Annotated in this window: 15 protein-coding genes; all 15 read left to right on the forward strand. The window is 35.0% G+C overall.

Annotation, left to right across the window (positions count from 1 at the left end):
• Window positions 1-2: 2 nt before the first annotated feature.
• The 15 genes from H3Z85_12295 to H3Z85_12365 all read left to right on the forward strand — a co-directional run bounded on the left by H3Z85_12295 (window position 3) and on the right by H3Z85_12365 (window position 14,283).
• Window positions 3-362 carry a four helix bundle protein gene (locus H3Z85_12295; GenBank protein ID QPQ53883.1) on the forward strand — a complete coding sequence of 120 codons (360 nt, stop codon included), beginning with the start codon at window positions 3-5 and terminating at the stop codon, window positions 360-362.
• A complete protein-coding gene (locus H3Z85_12300) occupies window positions 359-781 on the forward strand; it encodes a hypothetical protein (protein QPQ50302.1) in 423 nt (140 codons plus the stop codon). The genes H3Z85_12295 and H3Z85_12300 overlap by 4 nt, the downstream gene beginning before the upstream one ends.
• Window positions 726-4,031: an RHS repeat-associated core domain-containing protein gene (locus tag H3Z85_12305; protein ID QPQ50303.1), complete on the forward strand. Its 3,306-nt coding sequence runs from the start codon at window positions 726-728 to the stop codon at window positions 4,029-4,031. Before H3Z85_12300 ends, H3Z85_12305 begins: the two co-directional genes overlap by 56 nt.
• The gene (locus H3Z85_12310; protein QPQ50304.1) at window positions 4,021-4,665 is read left to right on the forward strand and encodes a hypothetical protein; all 645 of its coding nucleotides are present in this window, start codon (window positions 4,021-4,023) and stop codon (window positions 4,663-4,665) included. Before H3Z85_12305 ends, H3Z85_12310 begins: the two co-directional genes overlap by 11 nt.
• A gap of 138 nt (window positions 4,666-4,803) precedes the next feature.
• Window positions 4,804-6,030, forward strand: a complete 1,227-nt coding sequence (locus H3Z85_12315) for a hypothetical protein (protein QPQ53884.1) — start codon at window positions 4,804-4,806, stop codon at window positions 6,028-6,030.
• Window positions 6,027-6,500 (forward strand): hypothetical protein, encoded by a 474-nt coding sequence (locus tag H3Z85_12320; GenBank protein ID QPQ50305.1) that lies wholly within the window; start codon window positions 6,027-6,029, stop codon window positions 6,498-6,500. The genes H3Z85_12315 and H3Z85_12320 overlap by 4 nt, the downstream gene beginning before the upstream one ends.
• 335 nt (window positions 6,501-6,835) lie before the next feature.
• The gene (locus H3Z85_12325) at window positions 6,836-7,408 is read left to right on the forward strand and encodes a hypothetical protein (protein QPQ50306.1); all 573 of its coding nucleotides are present in this window, start codon (window positions 6,836-6,838) and stop codon (window positions 7,406-7,408) included.
• Between the two features lie 4 nt (window positions 7,409-7,412).
• Window positions 7,413-7,907, forward strand: coding sequence for a hypothetical protein (locus tag H3Z85_12330; GenBank protein ID QPQ50307.1), 495 nt, complete (start codon window positions 7,413-7,415; stop codon window positions 7,905-7,907).
• Window positions 7,900-8,358 (forward strand): hypothetical protein, encoded by a 459-nt coding sequence (locus tag H3Z85_12335; protein QPQ50308.1) that lies wholly within the window; start codon window positions 7,900-7,902, stop codon window positions 8,356-8,358. Before H3Z85_12330 ends, H3Z85_12335 begins: the two co-directional genes overlap by 8 nt.
• A 139-nt stretch (window positions 8,359-8,497) precedes the next feature.
• The gene (locus H3Z85_12340) at window positions 8,498-9,616 is read left to right on the forward strand and encodes an RHS repeat-associated core domain-containing protein (protein ID QPQ53885.1); all 1,119 of its coding nucleotides are present in this window, start codon (window positions 8,498-8,500) and stop codon (window positions 9,614-9,616) included.
• 140 nt (window positions 9,617-9,756) lie between these two features.
• On the forward strand, window positions 9,757-10,296 hold the full coding sequence (locus H3Z85_12345; protein QPQ50309.1) for a hypothetical protein: 540 nt from the start codon (window positions 9,757-9,759) through the stop codon (window positions 10,294-10,296).
• A 728-nt stretch (window positions 10,297-11,024) separates the two neighbouring features.
• The gene (locus H3Z85_12350; GenBank protein ID QPQ53886.1) at window positions 11,025-12,263 is read left to right on the forward strand and encodes an RHS repeat-associated core domain-containing protein; all 1,239 of its coding nucleotides are present in this window, start codon (window positions 11,025-11,027) and stop codon (window positions 12,261-12,263) included.
• 10 nt (window positions 12,264-12,273) lie between these two features.
• Window positions 12,274-12,636: an enoyl-CoA hydratase gene (locus tag H3Z85_12355; GenBank protein ID QPQ50310.1), complete on the forward strand. Its 363-nt coding sequence runs from the start codon at window positions 12,274-12,276 to the stop codon at window positions 12,634-12,636.
• Between the two features lie 118 nt (window positions 12,637-12,754).
• On the forward strand, window positions 12,755-13,993 hold the full coding sequence (locus tag H3Z85_12360; GenBank protein ID QPQ53887.1) for a hypothetical protein: 1,239 nt from the start codon (window positions 12,755-12,757) through the stop codon (window positions 13,991-13,993).
• A gap of 11 nt (window positions 13,994-14,004) precedes the next feature.
• The gene (locus tag H3Z85_12365) at window positions 14,005-14,283 is read left to right on the forward strand and encodes a hypothetical protein (GenBank protein ID QPQ50311.1); all 279 of its coding nucleotides are present in this window, start codon (window positions 14,005-14,007) and stop codon (window positions 14,281-14,283) included.
• Window positions 14,284-14,602 lie beyond the last annotated feature (319 nt).

A 14,602-nucleotide genomic window follows, 5' to 3' on the forward strand; every position in this document is an offset into this window, starting at 1 on the left:
AAATGAAAAGTAAAAATGTGTTGAAAGATAAGAGCTTTACTTTCAGTATTCATATCATTGAGCAATACAAAAGATTGACAGAATCCAAAGAATATGTTATGTCAAAACAGTTGCTTCGAAGCGGAACAGCGGTTGGTGCATTAATCCGGGAAGCAGAGTTTGCCCAAAGCAAGGCGGACTTTATCAGCAAGCTGTCTATTTCATTGAAGGAAGCTAATGAAACTTCCTATTGGCTTGAACTTCTGCATCGTACCCAGTATATCGATACCATGCGTTTTGAAGAATCAAGCCAATACATCAATGAGCTTATCAGTATGTTGGTATCAAGCATCAAAACCTCAAAATTAAAACTGAACACATGAACACACATAATGAAAAATTAATCAGGAAAACCGGAAAATCAAGGATGAAAAGAAATTTTTCACTCTTCATTCTTCTCTTTTCATTGACTCCTGTTTTTGCACAAACAAACCTCAGCACGAATGAGAACTATGTCTACAGCAAAACCTGTATGGATGGAGACTGTAATAAAAAGTCAGAATCTGTACAGTATTTTGATGGATTGGGAAGACCCATCCAGTCGGTAGCCATCAAAGCGACGCCTCTGGGAAGAGATGTGGTACTGCCTGTGGAATACGATGCCCAGGGAAGACAGGCTAAAAACTATTTTCCGGTTCCTCAGAACGGAAGTCAGAACGGAGCGCTTTACTCCAATCCATTAGCCAATGCTCCTTCGGCAGGATATGGCAATGAAAAAAATCTACACCGAAAAAAAATATGATGCCCTCTTTGCCGGGCGCGTCAGCCAGGTGGTACCGGCAGGAAATATATGGTCCCAGAGACCTGTTAATATAGGCTATGGAACCAATATTGATAATGAAGTCAGAAAATATACACTAACCACGACATGGGTGGATGGCAGGACGGAAACTGCTATTTCCGGGCCTGTTTTTTACCCTGCCAATCAATTGGGGAAAAATACGGTAACCGATCCTGACGGGAATACCGGTACAGAATTTAAAAACGGAAAAGGAGAAACCATCCTCGTTAGAAAAAATGATGGGGCACAGAATGTAGATACATACTACCTCTATAATGAATACGGACAACTGGTCTATGTCATTCCTCCGATGGCAGTAACAGGTACCGCTCCTGATCAGGCCACATTAGATAATCTCTGTTACCAGTATCGCTATGACGGACTGGGAAGGTTGGTAGAGAAAAAAGTTCCCGGAAAAGGCTGGGAATATATGATCTATGACGGGCAGGACAGACTGGTGGCCACTCAGGATGCCAACTTGAGGGAAAAAGGACAATGGTTGTACACCAAATATGATAAGTTCGGAAGAGTAACATTTACCGGGATAAATTCAGGTGGAGGAAGAAGTTCAGAGCAGGCGTATGCTAATATCTTCGGAAGTAATAATGTCACCAGAACCTCATCGGTTTTCTTTAACAGAGAAGGGATGGATGTGTATTATGATCCCAATAGTACCTATCCTACAGTGGGGTGGGTAAAGCTGTTATCGGTCAATTATTATGATACTTATCCTGCCTATAGCTTTAATCCGCCTTTTCCATCTTCAGTGTTTGGAAAACCTGTTATTTCCGATACAGGGAATGCTCCTGTCAATACGAAGGCAATGCCTACGCTTAGTCTTGTGAAAAATATTGAGGATGACAACTGGACGAAAAATTATGCGTATTATGATGGGAAAGGAAGGTTGATCAGCACCTATGCCATTAACCATCTGGGCGGATACACCAAAACAGAAACCGAACTGGACTTTGCAGGCGTTACCCAACAGTCTAAAGTATATCATAGAAGACTAAGTGGTGATAAAGAAATGGTCATTGCCCAAAGTTTTGATTATGACAACCAAAACAGAGTGCTGAGACATCGTCACCAGGTAGGGCCCCAACCTGTGGAAATTCTTGCAGAAAATACCTATAATGAGTTGTCACAGATTACCAATAAAAAAGTTGGAAATGGCCTGGAGAGTATGGATTATCAGTATGACATCCGTGGGGCTCTTACGAAAATTAATGATCCGGCAGCATTGGGAAATAAGTTGTTTGGGTATGAACTGAAATACCAGAACCCGGCCTATACCAATATTGCTCCGGGAAAGAGCAACGGAAACATCTCGGAAATCGACTGGAAGTCTGCTTCAGATGGGGTGTTGAAAAGGTATTCTTACACCTATGATGCTTTAAACAGGTTAAAGGATGCCGTGTATACAGAACCGAATACGACCAACCCGTATAACAATTATTATAACGAATATGCGACCTATGATCTGAACGGAAATATCAAGACCCTGAAAAGGAATGCTTTCCCGGTAACAGGAACCACCGCCACCCAGGTAGATGACCTCGTATACCAATACACCGGAAACCGCCTGGACAAAGTCATTGAAAATGCATTGAACGACACCGGATATGAAGGCGGAAACAATCTGATTGATTACGACCAGAACGGAAACATGATCAATATGAAGGATAAGGGGATTCAGACGATCGGATATAATTTTCTCAGTCTGCCTAATCAAACTTCCATTTCCTTGACCAATTCGGCAGGAAAAGTGTCTACCACAAATATTGATCACATCTATAGAGCAGACGGAACAAAACTTAGAAAAACAACCGTTCAACAGGCTTATATGGGGCTGCCCAGAACGGAGACCACAGATTACCTGGATGGCTTTCAGTATACCAATATAGATGACGGACAAGGATGCCGTACCTGTAAAACTGAAAGTGCGTATGAAGAACAGGCCTACAGAAAAGTGATCGGCCCTATTATCCCCGGCGGGCCAAAATGGACATTGAATTTTATCCCTACCGCAGAAGGCTTTTACAGTTTCACGGAAAACCGTTATATTTACCAGTACAAAGACCATTTAGGCAATGTAAGGGTAAGTTTCGCCAGAAACAGCGCAGGCGCTCCTGAAATTACCGGAACAAACAACTATTATCCATTTGGGCTTAACCATATCGGAGGAGGAAATATGTCTTCATTCTCCAATTATCATTCCTATAAATTTGGAGGCAAAGAACTTCAGGAAACAGGGATGTATGACTTTGGAGCCAGAATGTATATGCCTGATCTGGGAAGGTGGGGCGTGATAGATCCGTTGGCAGAAACGATGAGAAGATATTCTCCTTATAATTATGCCTTTAATAATCCTATAAGCTTTATAGATCCTGATGGGATGGCTCCATTGAACCAATTTAGGATGATGTCAGATTCTCGTCCTGATGCGACTTCCGGTTGGACAAACCCCAATTGGTTGGGAAGAGGATCATACGGTAATATAGATTATGGAGAAACTTTAGCACCTGGAGGTGGTGGAGGTGTTTATGAAACTGGTTATGGAACTGTATATGAAGGAAGTTATGCAAGAGATGCTTTTTCATCTTTAATATCTGGTGCTGATCCAACTCCTCGACCTAAGAAAAATAGGAGCATATGGAATAGAATCGGCCGTTTTTTGGGGTTAGTTGGTAGCAGTAAAAAAGGAAGCATAGAAGTTGGTCCTGCGGTAGCTATAGATCCTTATGTTCCAATTGTTTCCCCCTATGAATCTATTGGCGTATTCTCTTCTTATATAGCAAGTCAAATAAGAACTACAACGGAAACATTCTTTAGTTTTTCAGGAGGATCAAATGATCCGGATAAAGAAACTTTGAATAAGCTTAGACCTGGTGATAGAATAGATTTTAATAATATGTTTGAGTATATTATAAATGGTTATGGGAGATCTGCAAAAATTTTAAATGTACGACCAGATGAAATTCAGGCCGGTATTGATGCTATTAGCGTTGCAACTCTACCAGATATATTTAAAGGTGATCCGGATAGTTTATTAATTAATGAGGCCCTTTATTTTCCTCAGGTTCATGATACGTCAATATATGTTCCTTATAATCAAAATTTTAGTAAAGAGTCAGATAAATTTAATAAAGCTGTCAGAATTATAAATAAAAGAGGTATAGATAATTGGTATAAAAAATATTATGGTAAATAATTTAAAAAATATTACATCATTGGCATTTATTTCACTATTGATGTTTTCTTGTAAAAATCCAGAACAGAAGTCGTTAAATATTTTAGAGTTATCTGATTTGCAGAATTATAAAATTAAAGAGATAAAATTGAGTGACACTGTTGTAAAAATTTATGGTAAAAACTCAGAATATACTATAGAGGGATTAATGGACCGACGAAATCATTCTAGACAGAAATGGTGGAACATTAAAAGCAGGATAAATAAAAATTGGTTTGAAATTGAATATATCTTTCTAGATAAACAATTAGAAAATCAAGTAAAATTATATAATAATGGAATTCTTGATAAGCGAGCAAGTAAATTTTATAATAAATCTATCAACAAAGGAAATAGGCAGTTTGACTTTTACTTTCCTGTTTCTGAATATATCATTAATAATGTTGAGCTTGATTATGTTATTTCTGATACGATCGCTAGGAAAAAGTTAAGAGAAGGAACTGTAAAATGTGAAAAAATAAATGATCATTATAGATGTAATATTTTTTTAAAAAAAGGAGAAAATTCTGTTATGGGTGTTGTAACAGCATTTTCAGAATTTAAAGAAAGGGACAGTATATCCCTTGCTGCAGATAGAATGTTTATAAAATTTTAGCTCTTCCACGGCTAGCGCGAGCGTCCTGGCTCGTGTCCATTAATAAAAAAACCACTGCAAAATGCAGTGGTTTTTTACAATAAGAAAACCGCTATATTTACCAGTACAAAGACCATCTTGACAGACAAGTAAAAGAGAATCTTTTACGCAGGCTGCGAACGCAGTTCAGTGAGGGTAAGTTTCGCAAGAAACAGCGCAGGCGCTCCTGAAATTACCGGCATCAACAACTATTATCCATTTGGGCTTAACCATATAGGAGGTGGAAATATTTCACCTTTCTCTAACTATCATTCTTATAAATTTGGAGGCAAAGAACTTCAGGAAATAGGGATGTATGATTTTGGAGCGAGGATGTATATGCCTGATCTGGGAAGATGGGGCGTGATAGATCCGTTGGCAGAAACGATGAGAAGATATTCTCCTTATAATTATGCCTTTAATAATCCTATAAGCTTTATAGATCCTGATGGGATGGCTCCATTGAACCAATTTAGGATGATGTCAGATTCTCGTCCTGATGCGACTTCCGGTTGGACAAACCCCAATTGGTTGGGAAGAGGATCATACGGTAATATAGATTATGGAGAAACTTTAGCACCTGGAGGTGGCGGATTCTATGAGAATGATTATGGAACTGTATATGAAGGAAGTTATGCAAGAGATGCTTTTTCATCTTTAATATCTGGTGCTGATCCAACTCCTCGACCTAAGAAAAATAGGAGCATATGGAATAGAATCGGCCGTTTTTTGGGGTTAGTTGGTAGCAGTAAAAAAGGAAGCATAGAAGTTGGTCCTGCGGTAGCTATAGATCCTTATGTTTCAATTGTTTCCCCCTATGAATCTATTGGCGTATTCTCTTCTTATATAGCAAGTCAAATAAGAACTACAACGGAAACATTCTTTAGTTTTTCAGGAGGATCAAATGATCCGGATAAAGAAACTTTGAATAAGCTTAGACCTGGTGATAGAATAGATTTTAATAATATGTTTGAGTATATTATAAATGGTTATGGGAGAGCATTTAAAGTTGTAAATTTAAAACCAGATCATTATCAAACAGCGATTGATATTATGTCTCTGAGTTCACTTCCAAATGGGAATGGATTTTATTCCCCCTATGATGTAGCTGTAGAATTAGATACATTTAGTTATTATGGTGTTCAATCAGTCGATATATTCCCATATAGAGATAATAAAAATAATATTACTGGTTTTGGAGTTGGAACTAAAATTATTAATGTAAATAATATGTCAGGAAAACAATATGATTCTTTAATTCGCAGAGTTAATAATGATTATAATTATTACAATGGAAGAGTTAATTATGCAGCTGACAGTTTACTTCATCAAATGTTAAAAAAATGAGAAAAATAGGAATAATATGCTTAATACTTTTTTTAAGCTGCAATGAAAAAGTGAAAACAATAAAAATATTAGGACCAGAAAATAAGTTGAAATATGTTTATAAAACTAAAGGAGACATCACAACTATTTATGATTATGCGAGAGATGGGAAGTTAATGATGAAATTAAATTTTAAACAAGATCAATTTATAGATACAATATATTTTTATGATTTTGATAATCACTATACCGTAATAGATAGTTCAAAGGGTAAATATTTTTATGGAACACAAATTCTTACGTATGATAATGGAAAATATGCGTATAAAGGCCCTTATAGATATACTAAAAATACTGATCCTAAAGAAGTATCAAAAAGTTTATTGAAATTTGGACATCATAGTACTTATAATGTTGATGGCAGTCTTCGAGAAGAATTAAATTTTAAAATAATTGGTGATTCTTCATTTGTTGTTAGTACAAAAAATTAGTAGATAAAAACGTATTACTAATATGGAGGTATACCTATCTCTATGAATAAAAATGAAGCCACCGCAATGCAGTGGCTTTATTATAGAAAACCGTTTTACCAGTACAAAGACCACCTTGACAGACAAGTAAAAAAGAATCTTTTACGAAGGCTGCTAATATAGATTATGGAGCTGTTTTAGGATCTGACGGAGGTGGCGGAGTCTATGAGAATGATTATGGAACTGTATATGAAGGAAGTTATGCAAGAGATGCTTTTTCATCTTTAATATCTGGTGCTGATCCGACTCCTCGACCTAATAAAAATAGGAGCATATGGAATAGAATCGGCCGTTTTTTGGGGTTAGTTGGTAGCAGTAAAAAAGGAAGCATAGAAGTTGGTCCTGCGGTAGCTATAGATCCTTATGTTCCAATTGTTTCCCCCTATGAATCTATTGGCGTATTCTCTTCTTATATAGCAAGTCAAATAAGAACTACAACGGAAACATTCTTTAGTTTTTCAGGAGGATCAAATGATCCGGATAAAGAAACTTTGAATAAGCTTAGACCTGGTGATAGAATGGATTTTAATAATATGTTTGAGTATATTATAAATGGTTATGGGAGAGCATTTAAAGTTGTAAATTTAAAACCAGATCATTATCAAACAGCGATTGATATTATGTCTCTGAGTTCACTTCCAAATGGGAATGGATTTTATCCTCCAGCAGGTTTAGCTAATCCAGATACATTAGGAATATGGGATACTCAAGCTACGGGAATTTTACGCATGAATGATGGTACGCCATATGGATTAAAATATAAGAATATAAGAGGACAGGGTCTAAGTAGAAGAACTTTAGATTCCTTAAACAGAGCAATCAAAGATTCAAATAATTATTGGAATAAACAAATTATGCAAAATAAATAAAAAGATGAGAAAGATTAATTTTATTATAGTATTTACTTTAATATTATTTAATTGTAAAGACACTAAGTTTCAAACGAAAATATATTATCCTAATGGAAAATTAAATTATACATCAGAAATTAAGAAAGACACTAATAAACTTATATTTTTTGATAAAAATGAAAAAGCGACTATGCATTTAAACTTTTATAAAGATCATTTTACAGGTGCTATTTGCTATAATAAAAACCCTAATCTTCCATTTAAAGATTCTATCAATATAGATAGTTTGAATGGTCCGTATTTCTATGGTACAGAATATATTGTTTTTAAAAATGGTGCTAAGCGTATGGGAACATATAGATATAAAAGAAATTTAGATTTTGAAAAAGTACTATCTAGCATACAGCCGTTTGGTATCCATAATACCTTTGATATGAATGGAAATATTATTGGTAAAGATGAGTATATGATTATAAATGATACTATATATAATACTAAAATTGTTGAAAATGAATAGTTATAAATATTTTTTACATGTAGTTTTTTCATTTATTTTAATAAGCTCTTGTACTAAAAATAATGATTTAAGCTACCATCTTTATGATAAAAATGGTTTTATTAAGGTTGATGGAAAATTTAAAAGTGATCAATTTATAGATACAATTTATATCTATAAGGAGACAGATAGTGATATATATAATGATCATTTTAATACTTTTATAAAAATAGATAGCTCAAAAAATAACTTTTTTTATGGTACAGAAATCATAGAAGAAAAGAATACTCATAAACTTTTTTCTAAGGGAATGTATAGATTTAAAAAATCTAATAATGCAAAAGAGTGTTATGAAAGTAAATTAAGAACTGGATATTTCATTATTTTTAATCGTGATGGGAGTTTAAATTCAAGAAAATTATATCAGATAAAAGGGGATTCTTCTTATATTATTAAAAGACAAAGCATATAATAATAATTTTAACCGCTGGCATAGCAGCTCACTAGTGTTCCTCTGGATAAAACAAAGCCACTGCGTTGCGGTGGCTTTACTATAAGAAAACCGTTATATTTACCAGTACAAAGACATTTGGACAGACGAGTAAAAGAGAATCTTTTACGCAGGCTGCGAACGCAGTTCAGTACGGGTAAGTTTCGCAAGAAACAGCGCAGGCGCTCCTGAAATTACCGGAACCAACAACTATTATCCTTTTGGGCTTAACCATATCGGAGGAGGAAATATGTCTTCATTCTCCAATTATCATTCCTATAAATTTAGAGGTAAAGAACTCCAGGAAACAGGGATGTATGATTTTGGAGCCAGGATGTATATGCCTGATCTGGGAAGATGGGGCGTGATAGATCCACTGGCAGAAACGATGAGAAGATATTCTCCTTATAACTATGCTTTCAATAACCCGATCAGTTTCATAGATCCAGATGGGATGACACCAATGAATCAGTTTAAGATGATAACCGATACTCGTCCTGATGCAACTTCAGGTTGGACAAACCCAAATTGGTTAGGAAAAGGTGGTGGATCAGGAAGTGATTATGGAGCTGTTTTAGGATCTGACGGAGGTGGCGGAGTCTATGAGAATGATTATGGAACTGTATATGAAGGAAGTTATGCAAGAGATGCTTTTTCAGATTTGGTATCAGGAAATCCTCCTCGGCCTAAGAATAAAAAGCTAAATTTTCTTCAAAGAGTTGGAAACTTCTTTAATAAATTATTGGGTAATAATAAAGGCGTCGGTATTACAACATTTGCTGCTGGAGCACAGGTCAGTAGAATTGTTCAGATTGGAGAGTTAATTCAGTTAAATGCACAAGCTTTTTATAGTGCTAGTGGTACTTTAGCAACTCGTAGTATTTGGGCATTACCATTAATATTGAATGGGGATAGCTCTCATGCACGTGGTTATGATATACCTATTACAGGTACAACAGATGTACCAGCAGATGATTCGGATGGTGTTGAATACTTTTATAGAGCAATGTCTTACAATGAGTATAATAAAGCTGGTGGCTATTTAACGCAGCGTATAAATGATTTAGGAATTGATATGGGTGAAGGTCCATATGTGACGAGAAGACTTGAGTATGCACAAAGGGCAATTTTTAGTTTTGGCTATTCAGATCAGTATGATGTTATTGTTCAATATGCTGTACCTCAAGGTACTTATGAGATGTTTAAAAATATATCTCTTCCTGCTAGAGGAGTACAATGAAGCAAAGCGAACAGCTCGGGTTACCAATTAAAAAAAGAGAGGGTGGAGATTATAATTTCTCATTTTATGGTAAAAATACACTAATTTTTAATTCAGTAGTAATTCGCCCACCACAAATTATATCAATTAAAAAATAAAATATGGAAAAATTTAATTTATTCATTTCAGCAATTGATGATGATGACGATCATATGATTGAGGTTTATAAGAAAGACTTACTAAATAATTCAGAAATATTTTTTCATGAAATATCAAATTTTATTAGTGATAATAAGAAACATTATGATAAACTTCAATATATTATTGATTTATACAATATATTTGATATATCCGAGCAAAGGTTAAGTATTGTAAAAAATATTGGAAATTTAATATTTCAGATATATATTGAGATAATTGATAATCTTATTAAAAATGGTGAAGAATACAGTATATATTGCTATATTGATTTTTTTTATGTAAATAACTTTTTCTTTCGAGAGCAAGAACAAATTTTCTTTCAAAAGAGCTATGATATATTATTCTCAAATTTAAATAACGAAGAATCAAGCTGGTTTATTATTGCTTGCTATAGATTGCTTGATTTATATTTCCATTATTGTAATGATAATTTATATATTGAGAAGTATTTGCTAATGGGAAATAATGATTTACTTAAAAAATATATAATTAATAGGTAGTAAATTACTTGTTTTACAATCGGAGAAAAAGCTGCTGATAGGAGCATCTTGCTTGACCTCTGAACAAAAAAACAGTGACTTTATTATTCTAAACAGTTTTATTTACCAGTACAAAGGCTACCTTGACAGCCGAGTAAAAGAGAACCTGGCCTTGGTTTTAGCTAAATAGGTAAAGAACAGTATTTAATTAGAATGAATAAAATGAAAAATTAGAAAAAGTTACAATGAATTATAACGATTAGAAACCAACAGATATCGCATTCATAAAATCACTTGAATGGTCAGTTTCACAGTTGGAAATAGTCTTTTATTTTTAATTAAGAGGAGAAGTTAATAAGTGGCTGGATATTTCAAGACATTTTTTTGAAATGTCAATAACTTTTAAGAATATTTCTATGCTGAAACTTGATTTTAGTGGAGGTGGCCTACAGCAGATTCTAGGCTTTGATATATTGGATATTTCTAATAATGGCTTTGAAAAAAATAATTTTCAGATTGAAGATTATGAAAATGGTTGCATCAGTTTTTTTGTGAGGAAATAGAAATAAATAAAGTATTGAATCTTGAACAATTATTAATATTTTAAATGAATATTCCCTCTGGTGATGCGAGTCTCTTTTTTGTGTCAACAGAGTAAAATAAAAGCCACTGCATTGCGGTGGTTTTACTATAAGAAAACCGTTATATTTACCAGTACAAAGACCACCTTGACAGACAAGTAAAAGAGAATCTTTTACGCAGGCTGCGAACGCAGTTCAGTGAGGATAAGTTTCGCCAGAAACAGCGCAGGCGCTCCTGAAATTACCGGAATAAACAACTATTATCCATTTGGGCTTAACCATATCGGAGGTGGAAATATTTCACCTTTCTCTAACTATCATTCTTATAAATTTGGAGGCAAAGAACTTCAGGAAACAGGAATGTATGACTTTGGAGCGAGGATGTATATGCCTGATCTGGGAAGATGGGGCGTGATAGATCCTATGGCGGAGATAATGAGACGCCATAGTCCTTATAACTATGCTTTCAATAACCCGATCAGTTTTATCGATCCTGATGGAATGGCTCCCTTGAACCAATTTAGGATGATGTCAGATTCTCGTCCTGATGCGACTTCCGGTTGGACAAACCCCAATTGGTTGGGAAGAGGATCATACGGTAATATAGATTATGGAGAAACTTTAGCACCTGGAGGTGGTGGAGGTGTTTATGAAACTGATTATGGAACTGTATATGAAGGAAGTTATGCGAGAGATGCTTTTTCAGATTTGGTGTCGGGAAATCCTCCTCGATCTAAAAATAATGGAAGTATTTGGAATAAAATTGGGCAATTTTTTAAAGGACTATTTAGTAAAGAAAATTTGGCTGTTGCAGCCACTTCACATGGAACACTTGAAATTGGAGAATTACAATTAATAACAGCAGAATATTATGCCAGTGCAAGAGCAGGCATTGGCATAGCGGGAGCTTCTATTGGGGCGGCAACTTTAGGTGCTATTTTGATGCCTACAATGATGAAAGATGCTGAATATAATTGGACGAGAGATTTGCCATTAGATGTACCTATTACAACAGGAGATATAAATCGTAATGGTATATTACTGTATAGAGGAGTTTCTTCAAAAGCTAAAGGCTCTATGTATTTTGAAGCAATGCAGGGAGTTGCAATACCTGGAGGATTTAGACAAGTCGCTACAACTTTTGGTCCTCATAGGGATATGGAATTACACGCTGGAGGAGATAATCTTAGCATTTGGACTAGTTGGACTAGTGATATAAATGTTGCAAGAGATTTCGCTACGGGTAATGCATTTTACACAAATGGAGTTCCTGGGATTATTATGTCTAAAACATTTACCACAGGGCAAGCTGTTCCAAATCCTTTCACATTAGCTGAATCTGAATGGCTTGTAACTGGAGTTACATATGGAGCTAAAGTTCAATATGTTTTACCAAGATCAAAATAAAATAATCTATATGTTAACATCAGAAGACATTTTTAAATTAATTAAAAAAGAAAGAAATTTCTTAGGTAATATTGACCAATATAAAATTAAAATCAGCAATAGTGATAACTTCGACAGAGATAACTTAATAGGAGTATATAAAATTAGACAATATAACGCTACAAGAAATGGTAATGATAATTTATCACAAGAAATAGGTAGTCTAATACTAAGTTTGGAAAATTATTCTAATAGTAAATTGAGGTTTGTAAGTTTGTTAGGGAAAAAATATTATGGTATGTTTTTTCTGAGTGAAAATTGGGATGAAGTTATTGGATACTTAGAGCGTGAAATTGATGAAAACGAATTTACAAGTATGGATTCAATTGATTGATTAAGAAGAGACCCTCCGCTGGCGCGAGCGTCTCGCTCGTGTCACCTAAGGGTTTTACTATAAGAAAACCGTTATATTTACCAGTACAAAGACCACCTTGACAGACAAGTAAAAGAGAATCTTTTACGCAGGCTGCGAACGCAGTTCAGTGAGGGTAAGTTTCGTCAGAAACAGCATAGGTGCTCCTGAAATTACAGGAACCAACAACTATTATCCATTTGGGTTAAACCATATCGGAGGAGGTAATATTTCACCTTTCTTTAACTATCATTCCTATAAATTTGGAAGCAAAGAACTTCAGGAAACAGGGATGTATGATTTTGGAGCGAGGATGTATATGCCTGATCTGGGAAGATGGGGAGTGATAGATCCTATGGCAGAAGCCATGAGAAGGTATTCTCCTTATAACTATGCTTTCAATAACCCGATCAGTTTCATAGATCCAGATGGAAGAAAACCTCGTCAGTTTGCCATGCCTACGGATGCGAGACCTGATGCTCCTTCAGGATGGATCAATCCTAACTGGTTAGGAAGAGGAGATGCGACTTTTGGATCTATAGAAACAGGATATGGAGGTAGTTATGGATTTGGCTCTTTATATCCACAATCAAATGGAGTTGATAACAGTTATCTTCTTAATGATCTTTTGGCAGGCTGGAAAACAAGAGGAATTAATATCGATATTTCAGGAAATGGTAATCTTACTTACTGGACCGGAAATCCAACATTTATTAAAGGTTATTCTACAAATAATGATGTTTATGGAGAATATCATCTGGGCGTATTGAATTCAATAACAGTTAAAAATGGTGATATTCCATTAGATGCCTATAAAAACTGGGCAGATTGGGGATCAACTGCTGTGGGTGGAGGATTTGATTATCTGGCCAAAAGAAGAACAGCTCTTTACAATAGTGGAAATTGGATTGATAACCTTGGACAAATGAGAAGTACTTCCTATGCAGGAAGAGCTAGGGGATCATTAATAGGGCTTAGAAGTGACTATTTAAGAACTACTGCGATGTATGGGAAATATGCGAAAAGAGCCGGTTATGTAGGTTATGCAATTAGCGCAGGACAAATAGGTTATGGTATGATTCAAGATGGCGGAAAATTTGGCGTTAAAGCTAAAGTGGCAACAACAGGTGTAGTTGGTGGAATGGCAGGTGCAGCAGCTGGAGCATGGGCAGTGGGTAAACTTGGAGGACTGATTGGATCACTGATTGGGCCAGAAGGAACAGCTGGTGGAGCTGTAATTGGAGGCGTTGTTGGGGGAATTGTTGGAGGCTTTTGGGGAGGTGAAATTGCTGAGGATTGGGCTGATGGAATATTAAATAGACCTAGTAATATTAAATAAAATAAATAAAAATGAATACAATTGAAATAAAAGGCAGTAAAACAAAATTATCACTATTACTATTAGGATCACTAATCTTTCTTTTTTTAGGATTATTTTTGGCTTTTAAACCTAATAGATTTATTTCTACAATATTTAAAAGTGAGACATTTATAAGTTTAGCAGGGATTTTAGCTATATTGTTTGCAGTTTTATGCTTAAGCATTTTAATTAAAAATTTCTTCAATAGATCTTTTAATCTTGTTATAGATAAAAAGGGATTAATGATAATTCCAGTTTTGCAGGTGTAGGAATGATTTTATGGGAAGATATTGTTTCAATAAAAAAGACTACTGTCTTTTCAACGAAATTTTTGCTGATAGAGGTCAAAAATCCAGATAAGTATATACGTGTTGACAGTAAATTAAAGAAAAGGATTCTGGAAAATAATTTAAGAACATATGGTACTCCAATAGCTATATCAGCCAATACACTGGCTTTTAACTTTGATAAACTAGAAGAAGTGATACTTAAGTCATTTAATGAATATAAAAATTGACAGGATTAACCCCTGCTGGCGAGCGTCTCGACTGTGTCCCGTAAGTAAAAGTAAAACCCACTGCATTACAG

Origin of the sequence: Chryseobacterium indologenes, assembly GCA_016025055.1 — a bacterium.
GTDB classification, from domain to species: Bacteria; Bacteroidota; Bacteroidia; order Flavobacteriales; family Weeksellaceae; genus Chryseobacterium; species Chryseobacterium indologenes.

What these genes read in the sequence shown, in the direction of transcription:
- H3Z85_12295 (QPQ53883.1), top strand. Translation starts at nt 3, where the DNA reads ATGAAAAGTAAAAATGTGTTGAAAGATAAGAGCTTTACTTTCAGTATT.
- H3Z85_12300 (QPQ50302.1), top strand. Translation starts at nt 359, where the DNA reads ATGAACACACATAATGAAAAATTAATCAGGAAAACCGGAAAATCAAGG.
- H3Z85_12305 (QPQ50303.1), top strand. Translation starts at nt 726, where the DNA reads ATGCTCCTTCGGCAGGATATGGCAATGAAAAAAATCTACACCGAAAAA.
- H3Z85_12310 (QPQ50304.1), top strand. Translation starts at nt 4,021, where the DNA reads ATGGTAAATAATTTAAAAAATATTACATCATTGGCATTTATTTCACTA.
- H3Z85_12320 (QPQ50305.1), top strand. Translation starts at nt 6,027, where the DNA reads ATGAGAAAAATAGGAATAATATGCTTAATACTTTTTTTAAGCTGCAAT.
- H3Z85_12330 (QPQ50307.1), top strand. Translation starts at nt 7,413, where the DNA reads ATGAGAAAGATTAATTTTATTATAGTATTTACTTTAATATTATTTAAT.
- H3Z85_12335 (QPQ50308.1), top strand. Translation starts at nt 7,900, where the DNA reads ATGAATAGTTATAAATATTTTTTACATGTAGTTTTTTCATTTATTTTA.
- H3Z85_12345 (QPQ50309.1), top strand. Translation starts at nt 9,757, where the DNA reads ATGGAAAAATTTAATTTATTCATTTCAGCAATTGATGATGATGACGAT.
- H3Z85_12355 (QPQ50310.1), top strand. Translation starts at nt 12,274, where the DNA reads ATGTTAACATCAGAAGACATTTTTAAATTAATTAAAAAAGAAAGAAAT.
- H3Z85_12365 (QPQ50311.1), top strand. Translation starts at nt 14,005, where the DNA reads ATGAATACAATTGAAATAAAAGGCAGTAAAACAAAATTATCACTATTA.